This window comes from Halorubrum ezzemoulense (assembly GCF_004126515.1).
Lineage (GTDB): Archaea > Halobacteriota > Halobacteria > Halobacteriales > Haloferacaceae > Halorubrum > Halorubrum ezzemoulense.
This window is the reverse complement of sequence record NZ_CP034940.1, coordinates 2,005,745-2,026,340: the sequence shown is the minus strand read 5'-3', so window position 1 is coordinate 2,026,340 and position 20,596 is coordinate 2,005,745. Positions and strand designations below refer to the sequence as shown.

Below are 20,596 nucleotides of genomic sequence, written 5' to 3'. Positions count from 1 at the left end.
ACGTGACTGTCGTCGCTACGAGCGACCCCCTGACCGAGCATAGCGAAGCCCCGGCCGCTCGGCGATGCGCGGTCACCGACCCGAGCACGACCGCCGAAGCCCCGGCCGCGCGCCTCACGCCTCCCCAGCCTCGTCGCTGGCGCCGTAGTACCTCAGGGAAGATACTGAATAGCTGGAGCTAATTGCGGGTAGTATGGTTGGTCGTGAGAAAGAGGTCGTGAAGCACCTCAGTAGGGAAGATTTAGATCGACTTCAAGCTGAGACTGACAATCTCAAGACCTACAAGCGGCTTACCTTTCTCAAGCATCTCTACGACGGTGAAACGTTAGCTGAGGCAGCTGACAAGGTCGGTATCTCGAATGGAGCGGCTAGTAACTGGGTGCGTCGCTGGAATCAAGGAGGCCTTGGGAAACTCACCCCGAACTTCGGGGGCGGCAGGCCCCCGAAGCTCGATGAAACCGAACAAGAACAACTCATTGAACGCCTCCGCGAGGATCAACCATGGAAGAAACAAGAGATCGAACATCTTCTTGACGAGGAGTTCAACGTTGAGTACCACAAAAACTACCTCCCGACGTTCTTGGATGAGCTTGGACTGCATTACGCGATTCCTCGGACAAAACGTCCTGACCGACCAGAGAATGCCGAAGAGATCCTCGACGAACGCGTCGAATACGCGTTCGACGAGGACGCTCACAACGAACCACACAACAAACGAGAGGATGATGAAGAAGATGAAGACTGGAATGCTGACGACGATATTTACACTGACGGTGGCACCGTAGTGGGATTTTTCGATATCTCTCACCCGCAACCATGGGACAATTCACAGCGAGTATACTCAGTTGATGAGCCGCACATCGAACGGCCGCTGGTGAAAGTAGACACACCAGCGGCCGGGTTTTACGCACTCAATGGGACGAGTGTGTTATCATTTCCACCAGATCAAACGAAAGAAGAGATCTGTGCGTGCTTCGAGGCAATCCGCGAGCAGAATCCCGGCAAGCGGATTCTGCTCGTCTTGGACAATTTCTCTTCACACATCTGCAAGTACACACGCAAGCGCGCTCACGAGCTAGGCATTGATCTGGTCTTTCTCCCTGTTGGGTCACCGCATCTCAATCCGATTGAGCCAGTCTGGAAGAGCCTCAAATGGGAGTCCTCGCCGTTGATTGTCGACGGCGAAGACGAGTACAGATCACTGCTTGATGAGATATTTGGGAACCTCACAGAGAAGCTCAGCTTCGCTGAATCGTGGATCGAAAACCATCTCAGCGGGTTCTTCAGTAAGATGTCCTAATCACTACGGCGCCAGCGACTCCCTCGCGCGTGCGGCTCGGCCGCGAGGCGGCCTCGCAGGCACGCGCCACCGCACCTCGACTGTCAGCCGCTCACTGGAGCCGGTAGCGTAAGATCGCGGCGATACCGCCGAGGTTGGCGAGCTGCTCGCCCGGCGCGAACTCCGAAGAGAAGACGACCACGTCGCCGCCCTGCTGCTCGACCGACTCGATCACCGCGTTCACGTCGATCTCCCAGTCGCCGTCCCCCTGCCGCTCCGTGCGGAGGCGCTCGTCGACGACGAGCAGCGTCTCGACCGCGCCGAACTCGGCGGCCTCGGCGGTGTCGTCCGGGCCGTACGTCGCCTTCTCGCCCGTCGCGATGTTCTCGGTCAGCTCGTCGATGAGGCTCGCCTCCTTCGAGATGCGGGTCTCCTTCTGGACCTCGTCGACCGCGCCGCGCTTGAGCACCTCGTGGACGCCGCGGTCGCCGGCCGCGGAGGTGTCGACGGTGGTGATCCGGTCGGAGAGGTCGCGGAACTCCTCGTCGACGTAGTCGCGGGCGTCGTTCTTCGTGAAGCCGGGCCCGGCCAAGATTACGGCGTCGGCGTCGAGGTGCGCGAGCGCCTCGCCGAGTTCCGCGAACAGCTCCTCGCGGGGGCGAGAGAACTCGCCTTTGCCGGTCGGCTTCGTGAACGAGGCGTACTCCTCCGTGCCGTACTGCTGGACCGTGTGGACGTACGCCGCGCCCTCTTCCACGGTCGCGATGGCCACGTCGGGGTTCTCCGCGGCCTCGGTGGCCTCCTCCAACCGCTCCGTCTGGTCGGGCTTGAAGTGCTTCTCGACGGTTATCTCGTCGTGCTCCTCGACGTTGAGCGTGTGGTGGGCGTTGAGCTGGTCCTCCCGCGAGCAGCCGACGATGACGCCCGAGACGCGGAGGCGGTTGGCGAACCGCGCGAACTCCACGTCCTCCACCTGAAGGGTGACGAAGATGTGTTCGCGCTGCCCGCCGGTGTCCCGCATCTGGTCGTCGTTCCGCTGGATACGTCTGGTGGTGTCGCCCTCGACGAGGTCCCCGGGTTCGAGGACGTGCGCGAGGTGCCAGAGGTCGTCCACGTTCTCGGGGACCAGCGTGAGCCGTTCCCGGCCCTCTTCGCCGTACCCCCGCTCGGAGATGCGCATGTCCGAGCGTTCGCTCGGGACCGTATCAACTCTTGTCTTCCGCGTCGGAGAGCCGCGGCCCCCACACGAAGCCGCCGTCCGGGCCGGCGGCGTCGGGCTCGTCGGCGTCCGTCCCGTCCGGTTCGGCGGCATCCGCGTTGACCTCCGCGGTCGCGTCGGCCGGGTCATCTCCGCCCTCGATCGGCACGGTTCGACCGGTCTGGACCGCGGCCGGCGGCTCGCTCCGCATCGGCCGCCCGCCGTCGCCGGACACGGCGGGAACCGACGGGGCGTCGCGTTCGCGGCCGACCTCGGCAGCCGCTGTGCCGCCCCGAGCCGCCACCTTGCCGCGAGTCTCCGTGCCGCCCCGAGCCGTCGCGTTGCCGCGAGTTATCGCGTCGCCGCGGGTCGCCGCGTCACCACGAGCCGTCACATCACCGTGCGTCGCACCCGTTTCGCGGAGCGCTCGGCCACCGGCGTCCGTGGCGATGTGAGCCTCCGTAACGCCCGGCTCCGTCCGGCTGTCGGGGCCACCCGCCATGGCGGCGGCCGCGCCCCGTCCGTAGAGTCCGTGTGCGACGACGCGGACGAGGAAGGCGAGCGCGACGCCGACGACCAGCGGCGCTGTCGGCGCCGCGACGGCGTACCCGACGGCGAGCGCCCCGGCGGCGAGCGTCCACCCGGTGGCGTACGGGCCCGTCGCGGCGATGTCGGCCACCGTCTGCGGACTCAACCCGTCCCTGAGCCGCCCGGAGGCGGCGAACGCGGCGAGCGCCGCCGGGCGGACGTACGCGAACGCGAGGAGGTACGCCCCGACGAGGGCGGCGACGACGCCGACGGCCGCGACCGCGACGACCGCCGGCCCGCCCGGCCCGAGCGCCGACTCGACCGCCGTCGCTGTCGCCGCCGGGTCGACCGGCCCCTCGATGAGGGCCGCGACGACGCCTCCGGCGACCGCGAGCCCCCCCGCGAGCGGCGCGAGCAGCGCCGCGGACAGCAGCACCGACTTGACGCCGTCTCTGACCAACTCCCCCCACGCGACCAGCGAGGGCGTGCCCGTCGCCTCACCGGTCTGGATCGCGCTTCGAGTCACCCGGACGAAGTACCCCCGCGCGACGAGCCACGGCGCGAGCGCGACCGGCGCCGCCGCGGCGACCGCCGGGCTGACGAAGAGGACGCCGACGAGCCACGCCGGCGTCAGCACCCACGCCAGCAGGGTCACGGCGCCGCCGACGAGGACGACGCCCGCGGTGTCGTCGGTTCGGGTCAGCGCCGTCGCGGCCGCGGTGAGCATGTGACTACACACAGGAGCGGGAGCAGCATAAATGGTCTCCGGCCCGAGCGTTTATACCACTCCACGGGTTACACCAAGTTGGCCGCGCGGGACAATCGTGTGCCTCTGACAACCTATCTGCGGCCGCCACTCGGCGGTCGTCCCCCGCCCGCGGCTTTCGTCTGACCGTACCATCCCAGCGGCGGCGCCGCCGGCGTGTGCCGGTACCGATTTATCCCGTCCCGCCGACGGATCGGGTATGACCGGCGACGAGCGGACGGCCGACGTGGAGCCGGCGCTCCGCAGCTACGGCGTCAGCGTCGAATCGATCGACGGGGGCGACCCGCTGGAGCTGACGTACATGACCGCCTTCCCCGGCCGCGAGGTCCACCGCGGCGAGATCGGGCGCGCGCTCAACGCGCTCATCGACCGCGCGGAGGCCGACGAGTGGGACCCCGTCCGCGTCGAGGGCACGGTCGTGCGGTCTCCCGGCGATGTCCTCGGGACGTGGCACGCCGAGGCGGAGTGGTTCGAGGCGCTCGCGCGCTACGAGATCTCCGAGACGGAGTTCTCGGCCCGTGTGCTCGACACACTGAACGAGACCGAGGCGGAGGGCGAACCCCCGGGCGCGTCCGGCGGACCGGACGCGTCCGAGGCGGATCCGGAGGGCGACCGGTGACCCGCCGACATCCCGTCAACCGAGCGCAGCGCCGCCTCGCGCGCCCGGCCCGAGAGCGGTTCGCCACCCGGGCGGTCGCGTTCGACGCCGACGGAGCGACCTGTCGCGGGACGCTGTACCTGCCCGGCGGCGACGCCGACGACCCGCCGATCGTCGTGATGGCGCCCGGGCTCGGCGCGGAGCGCACCTTCGGTTACCCGGCCGTCGCGGAGCGGTTCGCCGACGCGGGCTACGCCGCCCTCCTCTTCGATCACCCGGAGTTCGGCGAGTCGGACGGCGACTCGCAGACGGTCGACCTCGCCCGCCAGCGCGCGGCGTACGAGGCCGCGATCGACCGCGCGGGCCGCCTCGACGACGCGGGCGACGACCTCGTGTTGTGGGGCGCGTCGCTGTCGGCCGCGCACGTCCTGACGCTCGCCGCGGAGCGCCGGGACGTCGACGCGGTCGTGGGCCTCGTCCCGATGCTCGACGGGCGCGCGATCGCCCGCCGACGCGGCGGGCGGTACCTGCTCCGCTCCGGCATCGCAGGGCTCCGCGACCTCGTCGGGCACCGGGTCGGTCGCGGTCGCACCGTCCCCATCGTCGGCGGGACGGACGAGCGCGCGGCGATCACGGAGCCGGGGACGAAGCGGAAGTACCTCGACCTCGTCGACCGCGAGTCGGCGTGGCGCAACGAGACCCCCGCCCGGTCGCTGCTCGGGCTCGTCGGCTACCGCCCCGTGACGCGACTCGACGAGGTCGACGCGCCGACGCTGCTGCTCGCGGGGACCGACGACAACATCGTTGACGCCGAGTCGGTCGCGGACGCCGGCGAGCGGCTCTCGCGCGGGACCGTCGTCACCATGCCCGCCGACCACTTCTCGGTGCTCGGCGACGACTTCGAGGGCGCGATCGGACACCAGCTCTCCTTCCTGCGCGACGCGCTGGAGTAGGTCGCCGCGGGAGAGGCGAACTCGGGCGTCGTCGCCCGCGCGACCGCTTAAGTGAGTCCGCGGCGCATCCCCGCCCATGACAGCCATCGCGATGCTGAGCGTCGCCCCGGTGGTCGAGGAGAGCATGGCCGAGGAGGTGGCGGCCGCCGTCGCCGCGCTCGACGACTTCGACGTGAGCTACGAGACGAACCCGATGGGGACCGTGATCGAGGCCGACGACGCCGAGACGCTGTTCGCGGCCGCGGCGGCGGCCCACGACGCGGTCGACGGCGACCGCGTCTCGACGGTCCTGAAGATCGACGACAAGCGGGCGAGCGACGGGACCGCGGACGAGAAGGTCGAGGCCGTCGAGGAACAGCTCGGTCGGGAGGCGAAGCGGGAGCGCTGATTCTGCGCTGGGGGCGGGCGGGCGACCGGGCCCGTCGTCACCCCTTGATGTTACAGACCGGGAACGTGCGGGCGACCTTGTCGCCGATGCCGAGCTCGTCGCTCACGCGGATCACCTCGTCGATGTCCTTGTAGACGCCGGGGGCCTCCTCGGCGATGGTGGCGCCGGACTGCGCCTTCACGTAGATCTGTTGGCCGTCTTCGAGGTCGTCCTGTACGTCGCCGCCCCAGAACTCCTGTTTCGCCTGCGTGCGGCTCATCAGCCGCCCCGCGCCGTGGGCGGTCGAGCCGAACGAGACGCCCATCGACTCCTCGCCGCCGCGGAGGACGTACGAGCCCGCGCCCATGCTGCCGGGGATGATGACGGGCTGGCCGACCCCGCGGTACGCCTCGGGCACGTCCCCGTTGCCGGCGGGAAATGCCCGCGTCGCGCCCTTGCGGTGGACGTACAGCTCGCGCTCCGCGCGGTCGACGGCCGCGTCGCCGACGGCCGGGCGCCCCTCGGCGTCGACGCCGACCTCGTGGGTCTCCTTCTTGGCGATGTTGTGCGCCACGTCGTACAGCAGCTCCATCCCGAGGTCCTCGATCGGGTCGGCGTCGAACACCTGGCCGAACGTCTCGCGCGCCTGATGCGTGATCAGCTGGCGGTTCACCCACGCGAAGTTGATACACGCGCCCATCGCGCCGTAGTACTCGTCGGCCAGGTCGGAGCCGGCCGGCGCGGCCGCGAGCTCCTTGTCGGGGAGCTCGGCGAGCAGGTCGTCGTGCTCCTGCTCGATCCGCCGGAGGTAGTCGTTACAGGTCTGGTGGCCCAGCCCGCGGCTCCCGCAGTGGATTAAGACGACGATGCCGTCCGCTTCGAGGCCGTACGCCTCGGCCACGTCCCCGCGGAACACGTCGGTGACGCGCTGGACCTCCAGGAAGTGGTTGCCCGAACCGAGCGACCCCATCTGGTTCCGGCCGCGGTCCATCGCCTTCTGGGAGACGTACTCCGGCCGGGCGTCGGGGCGACGCCCCTCGTCCTCGCAGCGCGCGAGGTCGCTCTCGATCCCGTACCCCTCCTCGACCGCCCACTCGACGCCCCGTTCGAGCGCGCCCTCGATCGCGTCGGCGTCGCCGTCTATCACGCCGCCGCCGCCCAGTCCCGACGGGACGGCCTCGAACAGCGCGTCGACCAGCTCCTCCTCCCGGCCGCGCACGTCGTCGTAGGTGAGATTCGTTCGCACCATTCTGACGCCGCAGTTGATGTCATAGCCGACCGCTCCCGGCGAAATACAGCCGGTTCGGGCGTCGATAGCGCCCACGCCGCCGACCGGGAAGCCGTACCCCTGGTGCCCGTCGGGCATACAGAGCGCGGGCTCGACGATGCCGGGAAGGTGAGTGGCGTTTTTCAACTGCTGGAGCGAGTCGTCGTCGCCAATCTCCTCGAGCAGCGACTCGCTGGCGAGGACCCGGGCGGGGACGTTCATGTCGCCCTCGCGGGGGATCTCCCAGACGTGCTCGCGCACTTTCTCCAGTCGGATCCCATCGAACTCGCGCGTTGTCATACCCGGCGTTCGACGCGGGGAGGCAAGGGCGTTGCGTCAGCGGGCGGCGACGCGAGCGAGTCCGTCGAGGTCGACGCCCGTCGGCCGACCGCGACCGCCTACTGGTCGAGCGGGTCGATCGGGAGCCAGCCGATCGCGCCCTCGGCGAGCGTGAACGCGGCGAAGACTCGGCCGAGGACGAGCCCGTACAGCAGGTGCGCGACCGCGATGACCGCGCCGAACTCGAAGCTGGCCGTCAGTCCCGGCACCGGGAGCGTCGGCACCGGCAGCGCGGTCGCGCCCTCGATCGCGATCGCGGCCGGCAACAGCAGGCCGCCGGTGAGCACGCCCAGCAGCGCGGAGTGGACGACGCCGAGCGAGAGGCACCCGCCGACATCTCCCCGGAGCTCCGCGAAGAAGGGGCGGTCGAAGACGGCGACGAACAGCGCACCGAACAGCGCGCTGTTGAACAGGTGGACGGCCCACCCGACGAGGACCGTCTCTACCCCGACCAGCGCGCCGATCGTCGGCATGAGCCCGAGACCGAAGTGTAACACGGCGCCCATCGCGGCGCCGGCCACGAGCCCGCCGCTCGCCCCCGCGCGCCACCGCCGCTCCGCCACCGTCGATCCGATCCCGTCGCTCCGCTCTGAGTGTGACATACGTTACCAATGTGCTCGATAACTATAATGGTTCCTCACGGCCGGCTCCGAGGCGGGGGGCACGGCCTCACACGTCGAACACGACGTACGCGTACCACTCGTCGCCGCGGCGTTCGAGAGCCATCTCGGAGTAGGTGACGGCCTTGATCTCTCGGGCGGCCACCGCGCCGAGCGGGACGCCGCGCGCGCTGGCCGCGAGCCGCCACTCGCCCGGCTCCGCGGGGTCGTCCTCGCCGTTCCCGTCGTCCGGTTCGGCGACCGTACAGCGGTGATCGGCCGGGAGCACGAGCCGCACGTCGCGCTCGTATATCAGCCGGTCGAGGTAGTCGAACAGCAGCGCCTCGCGGCTCTCGGCGGTGACCGTTAGCTCGAACCGCTCGCCGCCCGTCGCCGGAACGGACTCCGCGCTCGCGGCCGTAAGTCCGTCGGCGACCGCGGCGAACAGCGCCGAGGGGGTCTCGGCGGTCGCCTCGACGGCGACGTCGGCGGTGTGGTCGCGGAGCTCGTAGGTCATCGCTCGTCCACGCTTCGGCCGCCCTCGCGGCCCTCTCCGCCGGTCTTGTGGTTCTCTCCACCGCCCTTTCGACCCTCTCCGCCGCTCTCGTCGCGGGGCTCCTCCGCGTTCTCCGGTCGCCCGTCCGCCGGGAACCGGGCGTCGATGGTCCGCTCCGGCGCGCCGGGGCGGAGGTCATCCGGGTCGACGTCGTCGAGGTCGGCCGCGACCTCCTCCAGCGCGACCCCGCTCGTGACCAGCGCGCGGATCCCCTCGTCGACGGTCAGTTCGACGTCGACGACCCGGCGGTCGGGGACGAAAACGACGTGCCCGCCCATCACCGGGTTCGGGGCCATCGGCATGAACAGCGTTCGCATCCCGTCGCCCTCGCCGTCCGCGTGGTCCGCGATGACGTCGGGGGTCTCGCTCGTGACGAACGCGAGCGTGTACGTCCCCTCGGTCGGGAACTCGACGAGGACGACCTCGCGGAAGTTCCCGCCCTCCGAGTCGAGCATCGCGTCGCTCATCTGTCGGAACCCCTGGTAGACGGAGCCGACGCCCGGGACCCGCTCGACCGCGTCGTCGACGTAGTCGACCGCGCGCTCGCCGTACCGCGAGGACTCGACGCCGGCGCCCACGAGGAGGATCGCGGCCACGAACACGACCGGCGTCGCGACCTCGATCGCGGTCTCGCGGGAGACCGCGCCGATCACCGGGAGTCCGGCTCCCGGCGTCACGGCCACGACCGCCGAGGAGAACGCGTCGAGGTAGTCGTACACCGCGTTGAACGCGAACGCGAGCACGGCCAGCGTGATGACGGCGGGGACGATGACGGCGACGCCGGTGAGGAAGGCCCGTCGGAGCAGCTCGACCCCCGACGACTCGTCGGTCATTGATCGCGACCACGCGCGACCGCGACAAAACGTTTCCGTCGAGCGCTCGGCCCGCGCCGGCGTCCGCAGGCGGTCCGGGTACCGACCCGCCTCGGACCCGGCCTTCGATACGGTCCCGACCCGTTGAGAGCGGAGCTACCGCCCGCAACGGTCCCCGCTGGCGGTGGAGTTATATTCCGCCCGCGTGTTAGGTCATCGCAGTGAGCGTCAACGTCGAGAAACGGACCGACCCGCCCGGCGAGTCCGACTACGCGACCGCCGCGTGGGAGCTCAAAGAGCAGATTCGGTCCGCTGAGGGCGTCCTCCGACAGCGACGCGGCTTCTTCGTCGACGCGTACCGCCGGTCGACTGCCCACCTCCTCGTCGAGAACGACCGGCTCGTCGCGTTCGCCTCCGTCCGGCGCGACGGCTACATCCTCTTTCTCGCCGTTCACCCCGATCACCGCGGCCGCGGCCACGCCGAGCGCCTGATCGCCGACGTCGCGGAGAACCACCGGTCCGTCACCTGTCACGCCCGCACGACCAACCGGCAGGCGCTCGGCTTCTACGAGCACCTCGGCTTCGAGGTGATCCGCCGCATCGACGACTACTACGAGGACGGGGGCGACGCCTACTACCTCAAGCTCGGCGGCGAGTCGCTCCGCGAGCGGCTCTCGGGGTTCGTCGGCCGGTAGCTCGCCCCGTCGGTCCGCTCCGCTCGCCCCGGGAGGCCCGCCGAACCGACAGTAATTAGCGCCCGCCGCGAGGAGAGGGCGGCATGTCGCAACCGACTCCCGCGGACCTCGCGGCCCGGGTCCGCGACGGCGACCTCCGCTTCCACGAGCTGGAAGACCACGCCGACGCCGACGCCGCGGCCGCCGCGCGCCGGCTGCTCGTCGCGGAGGCGACCGACGCCGACCTCGACCCGCTCGGCGAGTACGCGTTCGACGCCGCGGCGGTCCACGGCTCGAACATCGAGAACACCCTCGGCGGGGTCCAGGTCCCCGTCGGCGTCGCCGGTCCGGTGACCGTCGACGGCGGCGCGGGGACGGCCGAGCGCTACCTGCCGCTGGCGACCACCGAGGGCGCGCTGGTCGCGTCGATCAACCGCGGCTGCTCCGTCGTCGAGGACGCCGGCGGCGCGACCGCGCGCGTGACGAAGAGCGGGATGACGCGCGCGCCCGTCTTCCAGGTCGCTGGCGTCGCCGAGGCCGAGGCGCTCGTCGCGTGGCTGCGCGACAACGTCCCCGCGCTGCGCGAGGCCGCGGAGTCGACGACGAGCCACGGCGAACTGCTCGACGTGACGCCGTACGTCGTCGGCAACAACGTGTTCTGCCGGTTCCGCTACGACACGAAAGACGCGATGGGGATGAACATGGCAACCATCGCGACCCGAGAGGCCTGCGACGTTATCGAGGCGGAGACGGACGCCTCGCTGGTCGCGCTGTCGGGGAACCTCTGTTCGGACAAGAAGCCGGCCGCGATCAACGCCGTCGAGGGGCGCGGGCGCTCGGTCGTCGCCGACGCGACGGTCCCACGCGAGACCGTCGAGGAGCGCCTCCACACGACCCCGGAGGCGATCGCTGAGATCAACACCCGGAAGAACCTCGTCGGCTCCGCGAAGGCGGGCGCGCTCGGCTTCAACGCCCACGTCGCCAACGCGGTCGCGGCGATGTTCCTCGCCACCGGGCAGGACGAGGCGCAGGTCGTCGAGGGGGCGAACGCGATCACGACCGCCGAGACGACCGCCGACGGCGACCTCTACGTCTCCGTCTCGCTGGCAAGTCTCGAAGTGGGGACGGTCGGCGGCGGGACGAAGCTCCCGACCCAGCAGGCGAGCCTGGAAATCCTCGGCGTCGCCGGCGGCGGCGCTCCCGCCGGCAGCAACGCCGACGCGCTCGCGGAGTCGATCGCGGTCTGCGCGCTCGCCGGCGAACTGTCGCTGCTCGCGGCGCTCGGCTCCCGCCACCTCTCGTCGGCGCACGCGGAACTCGGGCGGTAGTCGGGCGCCGCGGCCCGCAGAGCGCCCTCCGCCTCAGTCCGACCAGCGCGGGCAGTCGTCGCGGAGCGCCGCCCGCCCCGCGTCGGTGAGACGGTAGACGGTCTCTCCGGTCACGCGCTCGACGAGCCCCGCGGCCGCGAGCGCCTCCAGCCGCGACTCGACGTGGTCGGCGTACAGTCCCGTGTTGCTCGCGACGAAGGCCGGGTAGTCCGTCCCCACGTCGTCGAGGTACGCCAACAGCCGCTCGTCGGAGCGCGTCAGCGAGGGCGCGTCGAGGCTCTCTCCGCGGCCGTCGCCGTCGCTCTCTCCCGAGCGGCCGACCGGCTGTGCGTCGGGTGCGGTCATCTCACACGTGGTGACGTGTGACATAATAAAGGGCGTACCGGGGGTTCCCACTCGATGAGAGTCGCCAGGGGTCCGGCGGAACGTGTTCGGCCGCTAACCGATCCGTCGGCACCGGTTCAGTCGTCGGCGTCGGCCGGCGGCGTTCCGACCGCGCCGCCGCCGCGTCCGCCGTCGGACGAGCGGTTCGCGAGCAGTGGGGTCCCGTCGGCGCGGGGGCCGAGACGCGGGCCGTGCGGCCCGTCGTCGGGGTCGATCCGGCGCCGGGTCCGGTAGTCGGTCGAGCGCTCGACCGGGGTCCGGCCGATCGCCGTGATCATCTCGACGTAGTCGTCGAACGAGCGGTACTCGCCGTACTCGCCGCCCGCGCGGCTGGTGATCTCCTCCGAGAGGATGGTGCCCATGAAGTCGTCCGCGCCGCAGTTGAGGAGTTTGAGCCCGTGGGCGTCGCCCGACTTCACCCACGACGCCTGGACGTGATCGACGTTGTCTAAGAAGAGCCGCGCGACCGCGACCACGAGCTCGTCCTCGGCGTGCGAGGGGCCGGAGTCGACGACGCCGCGCCGGTAGAGCGGGGTGTTCTGGTGGATGAAGGAGAGCGGAACGAACTCCGTGATCGCGCCCGTGCGGTCTTGGAGGTCCCGGATCACCTTCAGGTGTTGCGCGCGGTGCGCGACCGTCTCGACGTGGCCGTACATCATCGTCGAGGTGACGTCGAGGCCGGCGGCGGCCGCGCCCTCCATCGCCGCCACCCAGTCGTCGGTGCGGATCTTCCCCGGACAGATCACGTCGCGGACCTCGTCGACGAGGATCTCGGCGGCGGTGCCCGGTGCGGAGTCGAGCCCGGCGGCCGCCAGCTCGCGGTACACAGACTCGTACTCCCAATCGGTGCCCCGAGAGGCGTGATACGCTTCCTCCGGGGTCATCGAGTGGAGGTGGACGCCGCCGACCGACATCGCGTCCAACTGCTCGACGTAGGTGCCCGGGTCGGTCGCGTACCGCTCTGGCGGCTTGTAGTTCACCTCGCTCGCGGGGTCGTCGTGCGCGGCGAGGATCTCGTGATGTTCCTCGTTCAGGGCGAACGCGGGGTGGAGCCCCGAGACGGAGCATACCTCGTAGATCCCCATGTCGAGGGCGTCTTCGACGACCGCGCGCGACTCGGCGGGCGGCTTGGTGAACCCCGCGTGCTCGACGTCGCTGTCTGCCTCGAACGCGTGCGCGGAGTCCTTGAAGTTACAGAACAGGCAGCCGGTGTTACACGCGGTGGTGACGTTGTTGTTCAGGTTGGCGACGAAGGTGACCTCGTCGCCCACCTCCTCGCGCCGGCGCCGGTCGGCGGCCTCTAACACCGCCTCCTTGCGGACGGGGTCGATCCCGGCCGCCCCCGTGCCGGTGGCGAGCAGTTCGGTGGCGTCGTCGACCGTCAGCCGAGCGCCGTCGCGGGCCTTCGCGAGCGCGTTCTCGAACGACTGGTCGGTCGCGGGCGCGGCGAAGTCGAACTCCTCCGCGCCGCTCACGGTCCCGCCCTCTCCGCCTCCGCTCGATCCGCTCGCGCCGGAACTGCCCCCCGAACTCATCCCCTAACGTTCCCGGTTCCACCGTGATAAACGGGAGGGTCGCGACAGCCGATGCGTCCCCGGCGGGTCGTTCGGACGCGTCGGCTACCGCCGAGCGAAGGGGGGACACGAGCGGCACAGACTGTCCGCGTTCGCACCGAATCGCTGTACCCTGACGCTCCGAGCGGAACGCGACCGGTCACAGAAGCCAACCTTTTATCCGCTGGACGCTAACCACACGTTAATGGACTCCGCGGTACTGCTCGATCTCCTCGGCAACGAGAACCGGCGGCGCATCCTCCGGCTTCTCGCCACCAAGCCGTGTTACGTCACGGAGATCTCGGAGTACCTGGACGTGAGCCCGAAGGCGGTGATCGACCACCTGCGGAAGCTGGAGGAGGCCGGGCTCGTCGAGTCGACGACGGACGACCAGCGGCGGAAGTACTTCCGGATCGCGCGCAGCCTCCGGCTGGAGGTGAGCGTCTCGCCGTACGGCTTCGGCGCGAAGAGCGCGTACCCGGCGAAGAACAGCCTCGACATGTCCGGTCGCTGTCCGCACCTCTCGATCGAGGGCCCCGACGGGTCGGGCACGACCGCCGACCTCGCGGAGCTCGCGGAGGAGTTCACCCGCCTCCAAGACCTCGACCGGGAGCTCTCGCTCGCCCAGCGGTGGGTCCAGGGCCGCGTCGAGGACACGCTCGCCGAGATCGACGAGCGGCTCGGCGGGCAGGCCGACAGCCGCTTCTTCGCGACCGTCATCGCCGCGGTGGTCGAGACCGACGGCACGCCCGCGGCGGTCGCCGACGAGGTCGGCGCGCGCGAGTCGACGGTCGCGGACGCCCTGCGGCGGCTCTCCGACGTGGGCGTGGTCGCCCGCGACGCAGACGGGTACCGGGTCCGCTGACGGCCCCCTCCCGTCGACCGGATCCGGCGACCGCGACCGTTTCCGGAACCTTTTGGCTCGCCGCCCGGAGACGACGACCGTGAGCCGTCTCAGAAACCTCTCGCTGTTCCTCGTCCTCGCCGCCGCGTGGGGCTCCGCGTTCGTCGCGATCAACGCGGGATTGGCGTACTTCCCGCCCGTGCTGTTCGCGGCGTTCCGGTTCGACGTCGCCGGCGTCGTCATGCTCGCGTACGCGGCGTACGCGGTCGACGACCCGGTCCCGCGCGGCCGGGACCAGTGGCTCGAGGTCGTCTCCGGCGCCGTGTTCATCATCGCCGCCTACCACGCCTTCCTGTTCGTCGGGGAGAGCGACCCGGCGGTGACGAGCGCCGTCGCGGCCGTTATCGTCAGCCTCTCGCCGGTGTTGACCACGGTGTTCGCCCGCGCCCTCCTGCCGGCGGAGCGGCTGACCGCGGTCGGCGCGCTCGGCCTCGGGATCGGCCTCGCCGGGGCGGTCGTCCTCGCGAACCCCGACCCCGCCAACCTGACCGGCGGCGGCACCGTCGCGAAGCTGCTCGTGCTGCTCGCGGCGACCTCGTTCGCGCTCGGCTCCGTCCTCTCGCGGGCCTCGGAGGCCGACATCGCCATCGAGACGATGGAGGCGTGGTCGATGCTCCTCGGCGCGGGGCTCACCCACCTGCTCGCGCTCGCGCTCGGCGAGTCGGTCGCCGACGCGACCTGGACGACGGAGTCGCTGCTCGCCTTGGGTTACCTCTCGGTCGTCGCCAGCGGGATCGGCTTCCTCATCTACTTCGACCTGCTCGACCGGCTCGGCCCGATCGAGATCAACCTCGTCTCCTACGTCGCGCCGGTGTTCGCGGCCGCCGTCGGCTGGCTCGTCCTCGACGAGGGGATCACCCCGACGACGGTCGCGGGCTTCCTCACCATCTGTGTCGGCTTCGCGCTGGTGAAACGCGACGCGATCCGCGAGGAGCTGCGGGCGGTCGGCGTCGCGGGCTGAGTCGGGGCCCCGACGGCCCCACCGACCGCCCGACAGCCGACCCCGCCGCAACCGTCTTGTCGGCGGGGCGACGACTTCCGGACCGTGAGCGCCGAACAGATCGACCCCCAGGCGGAACGCGTCGCCGCCCGACAGTCGCGGGTCCCGCTCCCGCACGGTCGCTACCGGCTGAAGCTCCTCCGTCGCCTGACCGACCCGCTGATGCGGATCCGGAACCGCGACCCGCCGAGCGTGGGCGCAACCGAGTCGCTGACCCTTCCCGGACCCGAAGACGACGACGCGCGGCGCGCCCTCGGCGACCGGGCGACGGTCGGCGACCTCGACGCGCGGCTCTACCTCCCCGCCGCCGAGCCCCCCTACCCGACGGTCGTCTTCTTCCACGGCGGGGGGTTCGTCCTCGGCAGCGTCGAGACCCACGACTGGCTCTGTCGGCACCTGACCCGGGAGAGCGGGTGCGCCGTCCTCTCGGTCGAGTACCGGCTCGCGCCTGAACACCCCTTCCCGGCCGCGGTCGCGGACGCGTACGCCGCCGTCGAGCGGGCCGCGGACGCGACCGAGCGGCTCCGCGGGACCGGCGACCTCGCGGTCGCGGGCGACTCCGCCGGCGGCACCCTCGCCGCGGTGACCGCCCTCATGGCCGCCGAGCGGGACGGCCCCGACATCGCCCGACAGGCGCTCCTGTACCCGGGGATCGGCGTCGACCCCGACCAGGAGTCGATGCGGAAACACGCCGGGACCGTCCTCTCCCGGGCGGACATCGAGTGGTTCTCGGCGGCCTACTACCGGAGCGACATCCACCGTCGGAACCCGTACGCCGACCCGATCAACGCCGGCGACCTCTCCGGCGTCGCGCCCGCGACGGTCGTCACAGCGGGCTTCGACCCGCTCCGGGACGGCGGGAGGGCGTACGCGGAGCAGCTCGTCGCCGACGGCGTGGCGACCCGATACGAGAACTACCCCGCGATGGTCCACGGGTTCATGACGATGCCGGAGGTCGACCGGGCGCGCGACGCGATCGCGAGCGTCGGCGGCGACCTCGCCGACGCCTTCGGCGACTGACGGCGTTCGACGACCGACGGCGGTCGGTGCCCGTGACAACCCGTCGCAGGGCGCCGGTGGAATTTATTCGGCGGGCGACGACGCTCACGACGTGTTCCCCGAGACCATCGAGACGGACCGGCTTCGGCTGGAGGTGCGGAGTCCCGAACACGTCGACCTCGACGAGTGCTATCGGATCTGCTCGTCCGATCCCGGCATCGACGAGGTGACCGAGTTCGTCACGTGGGACCCCCACGAGACGAAGAAGGAGACGCTAGAGTTCCTCGAACGCGGGCGCGAGCGCTTCGAGGACGCCGAGGCGGCGACGTACGTGATCTACCCCCGCGAGGGGGAAGACGGTGCGGGCGAGATAGCCGGCTTCGGCGGCTTCGGGGTCGACTGGGAAAAGCGGACTGCGACGCTCGGCACGTGGCTCCGCAAGCGGTTCTGGGGCCGCGGCTACTCCGGCGAGCGCGCCGCCGCGCTCGCCGAGGTCGCGTTCGCGGACCTCGACCTGGATGTCGTCGCCGTGGGCCACCACCCCGACAACGAGAAGTCGCGGCGCGCGATCGAACGGTACGTCGACCGTCTCGGCGGGCGACGCGAGGGGCGGCTCCGCAACGAGCTGGTCTACGCGGACGGCACCGTCCACGACGAGGTCCGGTACACGATCTCGCAGTCGGAGTGGCGCGAGGCGACGGCCTGATCCGACGGTGTCCGCCGATAGACGCACTCCTGCGGCCGTCGACGCGATCGTTTCGCGTCCCGATCCGACCCAACAAACACTTACGCCCGCCGAAACGATACCGGGCGCATGTCTTCGACAGCCAGCGGCGGATCGAGCGCGACAGGGGCGGAAAGGAGCCTCGGCCGCGGCGCGGTCGTCGGGGCGGTCGCGGGCGCGGTGTCGTACGTCCTCGGCTACCTGGTCGTCTACGTCACGCAGAGCGGCCGGGTCGAGGAGGGGCTCTCCGGGATCAACTTCTTCGCCGACCTGTTCGGCGGCGACACCATCTCGGTGTGGCGCGGCGTCGGCTGGGTGTTCTACAACGCGCACTTCGTGGACGTGAACGTGCCCTCGCTGATCGGCGCCGCCCGCTCGGTGAACTTCGTCGCGCAGAGCGACGCCGGGCTGACGTTCCTGTACGCCGTGCCGCCGCTGCTGCTCGTCGTCGCCGGGGTCGGGATAGCGCGCGCGGCCGGCGCGGCGACGCCGGTCGACGGCGCGCAGTCCGGCGCGCTCGCCGTCGTCGGCTACCTCCCGCTCGCGGTGATCGGCGCCTTCCTGTTCCGGTACGCCGTCGGCGACGGCGGCAGCGTCGCCCCGACGCTCGTCACGGCGGCGCTGCTCGCGGGGCTCGTCTATCCGGTCGTCTTCGGCGCGGTCGGCGGGGCCGCGGCCGGCGCCACGGCCGAGTGACTGGTGGATCAGTGAGCGACGGGCCGAGTGACCGGGAGAGCGGCGACGGGCGCGCCGGGTCGGCGCCTCAGTACGCCTCGTCCTCGGGGTCGAACCGGTCGCCGTACTCGCGGACGGGGTCGACCGGCTGCCCCCCGTCGGTCTCGGGCGCGACGTAGTCGATGAACGACTCGACGTCCGGCTCGCGGACGCGCACCTCGACGTCGATCTCACCGAGTTCGTCCGGATCGCCGACCGCGAAGTTGACGACGCCTTCGAGCGCCGCCTGCTTCTTCAACGAGAAGGCGAACCCGTCGTCGGTGCGGTTCTGTCGGAAGACGCGGCGGGCGGTGTCGAGGATCTCCTGCTCGTGGAGCACGTCGGAGAACGCGTCGAGGCTGTGCGTCTCGGAGACGAGCCGCCCGTCCTCGTGGACCGGCTCCGCGTCCGGGAAGACGTTCTCGACCGCGTCGGCGACCCGGTCGGTCACCTCCGTGTCGTGGACCGGCACCTCGATCCGAACGTCGACGCTGTAGATCACGCGCCGTCACCCCTGGCCTCGGCCGCCTCGGCGGCGTCGCCGTCCGAGCGGTCCGCGCCCTCGCCGTCGACGCCCAGCACTTCGCGGACGCGCTCGCGGAACGCCGCGAGGCTGTCGGTGTTGTCGATCTCGACGTCGGCGCGCTCCAACGTCTCGCCGAGTCCGAGGTCGATCTCGCGGGCGTCGCGCTTGCGGAGCGACGCCAGGTCCGAGTCGGAGTCGTCGCGGCCGCGCTCGCCCAGCCGCTCGGCGCGGAGCTTGAAGGGCGCGCGGATCGCGACGAGCGTGAAGTCGTCGCCGAACGCCTCGCGGAAGCGTTCGAGCTCGACGGTCGAGCGGAGACCGTCGACGACGACGGTCTCGCCGCGCTCGCTCTTGGCCGCCGCCTCCCGGATGCGCGGGAGCGTCCGAGCGGCGATGGCGTCGTCGCCCTCCTCCTCGCGGAGCGTGCCGGCCATCCGGCCGTGGTGTTGCGCCGGGTCGAGCCCGCGGCGGCGACACTCGGCGCGGACCACGTCGCCCATGACGACGACGGGGATGCCAGCCGCCTCGGCCACGTTTGCCGCCTCCCCCTTCCCGCTGCCGGGGAGGCCGACGGTTCCGATGACGTTCATTACCGGTCGCTACTCCGCTCGCGGACTTAGGTCTGCTGTTGGCCGGTGCTGAGCGGCCCGCCGCGAACCGCGGGCGTTTTTTAGACGCGGCGGATCAGAGTCGAGTGAGGGCACGTAGCTCAGCCAGGATAGAGCGTCGGACTTCTAATCCGATGGCCGTGGGTTCGAATCCCACCGTGCTCGCTTCGAACCCGTCGGTTCTCGGGTCGTCTGTCAAACACCCGAATTTGGGGTCGATCGCGTCTCTGCGATCGGATTGTTAAATCGTCCGAGACGCTGCGGTTCGGGTCCCGTTCCGCAGATTAACGGGTCCCTCGCACGCATCCGACTTTCACTGGACGCGGCGCTGAGATCGCCTACCCGTGTTGCGGTTCTCCGTGGACCGTCGACCGGAACCGGCTCGGCGGGACCCTCGTCCGGCAGGATCCGAAATCGACCGTCGACCGCGACGGAAACGATACCGAGCCCGGCGGTGTCGACACGACGTCTCTCGAACCACCGATACGGAGCAGTATCGGGCACGCTCGCCCCCGCCACGACCCGGACGGCATCGCCCGCAACCTCGCCAAAGCGGAATCACGGACCTCGGCGTCCTCGATCGATCCCTCGTCGTCGAAGACTGTTGGTGGAACAGGTAGCTGCGGCCTCAGAATGACCTGCGCCTGTACACCACCCCCGGTCAGCGGTGGCCGGCACACCTTGCGCGTGAATCCCGGTCTCATTCCGTCTGGACACAGAGAATCTATCTGGCACCGGATTCTAGCCCGCCGTGAACTCAAAGAAGGCGAATGGATGCGGTCGAGGGGTCGATTTCGACCTCACCGCCGATCGGGATGGGACACGTCGGGTACGTGTGTCCGAACTCGCAATTGAAGACAACGGGAGCGTTCGGATTGTACGTCTCGAACGCGTCACTAATCGCCTCGCGCTGGCGCTCCCGATACTCCGCTCGCCACTCTCGCGGATTCTCTTCGAGGTGTGAGCGAGCGGCGGGGCGTCCGACAAGCACACCGTCGAATCGTTCGAGAAGGCCGCGCTCGCCGAGTGCGCGAAGGTTCGCACCGACGACGGCCGGGTCAGGGACCAATTCGCTCGTCTCTAGCGCGAGGACAGTACCGGTCAGCGCGTCGGGGTCGGGCAGGTACCGATCGGCGAGGAACTGTTCGACGAGGACTGCGTAGCAACCGCCCCAGATCCGACCCGAGACCGCCTCTTCACCGCCGCGCCAGATCCGGCCGTCGGATTGTTCGATCTCGCGAGTAGTCTCGACCGACTCCGGATCTTCCCAGTCCCCGGCCTCGTCAGTGAACACCTCTGCTTCGGTCCAGTCGCCGATCGAGTCCTCGAAGAGCGCACGCCGCAGGTACTCCTCCGTGTAATCGAACATCTCTCCGTCCATCGCGTATTCGAGCAGCGTCGATCCGCCGTAGTACGAGACGATCCCCTGGTTCCAGAGGAACAGGGCCAGGTTCGTGTTGTCTGAGTACCCGTAGAACCGGGTCGGGTGTTCACGGAGTACGTCTCCGTCGAGATACGGGAGGATCGTGATCTGGTCGTGGCCTCCGATGTTTGCGATCACGGCTGAGACGTCCGGGTCGCGGAATGCGTTCATAACCTCCTCGGCGCGTGCCTCCGGATTGTCCGCAAGCCACTCCGGGTCGGCGGTCGCGGTCGGATACTCCACCGGATCGAGGTCGAAAACGTCGCGCATTCGCTCGAGACCGAGTTCGTAGACGAACCGCGCAGATTCGGGTGCGTTCGACGCCGGCGCGACGACCGCGACCCGATCGCCGGGTTCGACAGGGGGCGGAGTGAGGAACTCAGACACGACTGGGATCTACGAAGGACGTCATATATCTTTTATTCACCCGTGTGCCGCAGTATCAGGAATAATCGGGAGACTGGCACGAGACGCACGAGTGGACGCCCGATACCCGC

At 70.2% G+C, this 20,596-nt stretch carries 22 protein-coding genes and 1 tRNA gene; 12 read left to right on the top strand and 11 right to left on the bottom strand.

The window, feature by feature from the left end:
- Window positions 1-193: 193 nt before the first annotated feature.
- On the top strand, window positions 194-1,300 hold the full coding sequence (locus EO776_RS10130) for an IS630 family transposase (RefSeq protein ID WP_100050283.1): 1,107 nt from the start codon (window positions 194-196) through the stop codon (window positions 1,298-1,300).
- Window positions 1,301-1,391: 91 nt separating this feature from the next.
- On the opposite strand, the gene EO776_RS10125 is transcribed toward EO776_RS10130, so the two are convergent.
- Both EO776_RS10125 and EO776_RS10120 read right to left on the bottom strand, forming a co-directional pair.
- Complete coding sequence (locus EO776_RS10125; RefSeq protein WP_049930899.1) at window positions 1,392-2,459, bottom strand: mRNA surveillance protein pelota; 1,068 nt, start codon at window positions 2,457-2,459, stop codon at window positions 1,392-1,394.
- 25 nt (window positions 2,460-2,484) lie between these two features.
- Complete coding sequence (locus EO776_RS10120; RefSeq protein ID WP_099289129.1) at window positions 2,485-3,732, bottom strand: DUF4013 domain-containing protein; 1,248 nt, start codon at window positions 3,730-3,732, stop codon at window positions 2,485-2,487.
- A gap of 238 nt (window positions 3,733-3,970) precedes the next feature.
- Here EO776_RS10120 and EO776_RS10115 point away from each other — a divergent pair, with 238 nt between their 5' ends.
- The 3 genes from EO776_RS10115 to EO776_RS10105 all read left to right on the top strand — a co-directional run bounded on the left by EO776_RS10115 (window position 3,971) and on the right by EO776_RS10105 (window position 5,710).
- A complete protein-coding gene (locus EO776_RS10115; protein WP_086215362.1) occupies window positions 3,971-4,390 on the top strand; it encodes a hypothetical protein in 420 nt (139 codons plus the stop codon).
- The gene (locus EO776_RS10110; RefSeq protein ID WP_049930905.1) at window positions 4,387-5,322 is read left to right on the top strand and encodes an alpha/beta hydrolase; all 936 of its coding nucleotides are present in this window, start codon (window positions 4,387-4,389) and stop codon (window positions 5,320-5,322) included. Before EO776_RS10115 ends, EO776_RS10110 begins: the two co-directional genes overlap by 4 nt.
- A gap of 76 nt (window positions 5,323-5,398) precedes the next feature.
- Window positions 5,399-5,710, top strand: coding sequence for an MTH1187 family thiamine-binding protein (locus EO776_RS10105; RefSeq protein WP_049930907.1), 312 nt, complete (start codon window positions 5,399-5,401; stop codon window positions 5,708-5,710).
- A 37-nt stretch (window positions 5,711-5,747) separates the two neighbouring features.
- Here EO776_RS10105 and EO776_RS10100 read toward each other — a convergent pair whose 3' ends face one another.
- From EO776_RS10100 to EO776_RS10085, 4 genes are all read right to left on the bottom strand, one after another.
- A complete protein-coding gene (locus tag EO776_RS10100; RefSeq protein WP_094495211.1) occupies window positions 5,748-7,256 on the bottom strand; it encodes an RtcB family protein in 1,509 nt (502 codons plus the stop codon).
- A gap of 98 nt (window positions 7,257-7,354) precedes the next feature.
- Window positions 7,355-7,897: a hypothetical protein gene (locus tag EO776_RS10095; RefSeq protein ID WP_049930911.1), complete on the bottom strand. Its 543-nt coding sequence runs from the start codon at window positions 7,895-7,897 to the stop codon at window positions 7,355-7,357.
- A gap of 67 nt (window positions 7,898-7,964) precedes the next feature.
- The gene (locus EO776_RS10090; protein WP_049930913.1) at window positions 7,965-8,411 is read right to left on the bottom strand and encodes an archease; all 447 of its coding nucleotides are present in this window, start codon (window positions 8,409-8,411) and stop codon (window positions 7,965-7,967) included.
- Entirely contained in the window at window positions 8,408-9,283 is an 876-nt protein-coding gene (locus EO776_RS10085; protein WP_094520718.1) for a DUF502 domain-containing protein, read from the bottom strand. The genes EO776_RS10090 and EO776_RS10085 overlap by 4 nt, the downstream gene beginning before the upstream one ends.
- A 200-nt stretch (window positions 9,284-9,483) precedes the next feature.
- Between EO776_RS10085 and EO776_RS10080 the strand changes: the two genes are divergently transcribed.
- Complete coding sequence (locus tag EO776_RS10080) at window positions 9,484-9,957, top strand: GNAT family N-acetyltransferase (protein ID WP_086216885.1); 474 nt, start codon at window positions 9,484-9,486, stop codon at window positions 9,955-9,957.
- An 83-nt stretch (window positions 9,958-10,040) separates the two neighbouring features.
- Window positions 10,041-11,264 (top strand): hydroxymethylglutaryl-CoA reductase (NADPH), encoded by a 1,224-nt coding sequence (gene hmgA / locus EO776_RS10075; RefSeq protein WP_094520719.1) that lies wholly within the window; start codon window positions 10,041-10,043, stop codon window positions 11,262-11,264.
- 33 nt (window positions 11,265-11,297) lie between these two features.
- Here the strand turns inward: hmgA and EO776_RS10070 are convergent, their stop codons facing one another.
- On the bottom strand, window positions 11,298-11,609 hold the full coding sequence (locus EO776_RS10070) for a DUF2250 domain-containing protein (RefSeq protein ID WP_086219452.1): 312 nt from the start codon (window positions 11,607-11,609) through the stop codon (window positions 11,298-11,300).
- 116 nt (window positions 11,610-11,725) lie between these two features.
- The gene (gene cofH / locus EO776_RS10065; RefSeq protein WP_049930920.1) at window positions 11,726-13,183 is read right to left on the bottom strand and encodes a 7,8-didemethyl-8-hydroxy-5-deazariboflavin synthase subunit CofH; all 1,458 of its coding nucleotides are present in this window, start codon (window positions 13,181-13,183) and stop codon (window positions 11,726-11,728) included.
- A gap of 223 nt (window positions 13,184-13,406) precedes the next feature.
- On the opposite strand from cofH, the gene EO776_RS10060 reads away from it, so the two are divergent.
- From EO776_RS10060 to EO776_RS10040, 5 genes are all read left to right on the top strand, one after another.
- Entirely contained in the window at window positions 13,407-14,066 is a 660-nt protein-coding gene (locus EO776_RS10060; RefSeq protein ID WP_094520720.1) for an ArsR/SmtB family transcription factor, read from the top strand.
- A 79-nt stretch (window positions 14,067-14,145) separates the two neighbouring features.
- Window positions 14,146-15,066: a DMT family transporter gene (locus tag EO776_RS10055; protein ID WP_049930924.1), complete on the top strand. Its 921-nt coding sequence runs from the start codon at window positions 14,146-14,148 to the stop codon at window positions 15,064-15,066.
- Window positions 15,067-15,150: 84 nt separating this feature from the next.
- Window positions 15,151-16,125: an alpha/beta hydrolase gene (locus EO776_RS10050; protein WP_094520721.1), complete on the top strand. Its 975-nt coding sequence runs from the start codon at window positions 15,151-15,153 to the stop codon at window positions 16,123-16,125.
- A gap of 91 nt (window positions 16,126-16,216) precedes the next feature.
- A complete protein-coding gene (locus tag EO776_RS10045; RefSeq protein ID WP_094495215.1) occupies window positions 16,217-16,810 on the top strand; it encodes a GNAT family N-acetyltransferase in 594 nt (197 codons plus the stop codon).
- A 108-nt stretch (window positions 16,811-16,918) separates the two neighbouring features.
- Window positions 16,919-17,524, top strand: coding sequence for a transporter (locus EO776_RS10040; protein ID WP_086216857.1), 606 nt, complete (start codon window positions 16,919-16,921; stop codon window positions 17,522-17,524).
- 67 nt (window positions 17,525-17,591) lie between these two features.
- Here EO776_RS10040 and EO776_RS10035 read toward each other — a convergent pair whose 3' ends face one another.
- Both EO776_RS10035 and EO776_RS10030 read right to left on the bottom strand, forming a co-directional pair.
- Window positions 17,592-18,044 carry an RNA-binding domain-containing protein gene (locus EO776_RS10035; RefSeq protein ID WP_049930931.1) on the bottom strand — a complete coding sequence of 151 codons (453 nt, stop codon included), beginning with the start codon at window positions 18,042-18,044 and terminating at the stop codon, window positions 17,592-17,594.
- A complete protein-coding gene (locus EO776_RS10030; protein ID WP_094520722.1) occupies window positions 18,041-18,658 on the bottom strand; it encodes an AAA family ATPase in 618 nt (205 codons plus the stop codon). Before EO776_RS10030 ends, EO776_RS10035 begins: the two co-directional genes overlap by 4 nt.
- 108 nt (window positions 18,659-18,766) lie before the next feature.
- Between EO776_RS10030 and EO776_RS10025 the strand changes: the two genes are divergently transcribed.
- A tRNA-Arg gene (locus EO776_RS10025) sits at window positions 18,767-18,841 on the top strand.
- Between the two features lie 592 nt (window positions 18,842-19,433).
- On the opposite strand, the gene EO776_RS10020 is transcribed toward EO776_RS10025, so the two are convergent.
- A complete protein-coding gene (locus EO776_RS10020; RefSeq protein ID WP_094495216.1) occupies window positions 19,434-20,486 on the bottom strand; it encodes a S66 family peptidase in 1,053 nt (350 codons plus the stop codon).
- Window positions 20,487-20,596: the final 110 nt, after the last annotated feature.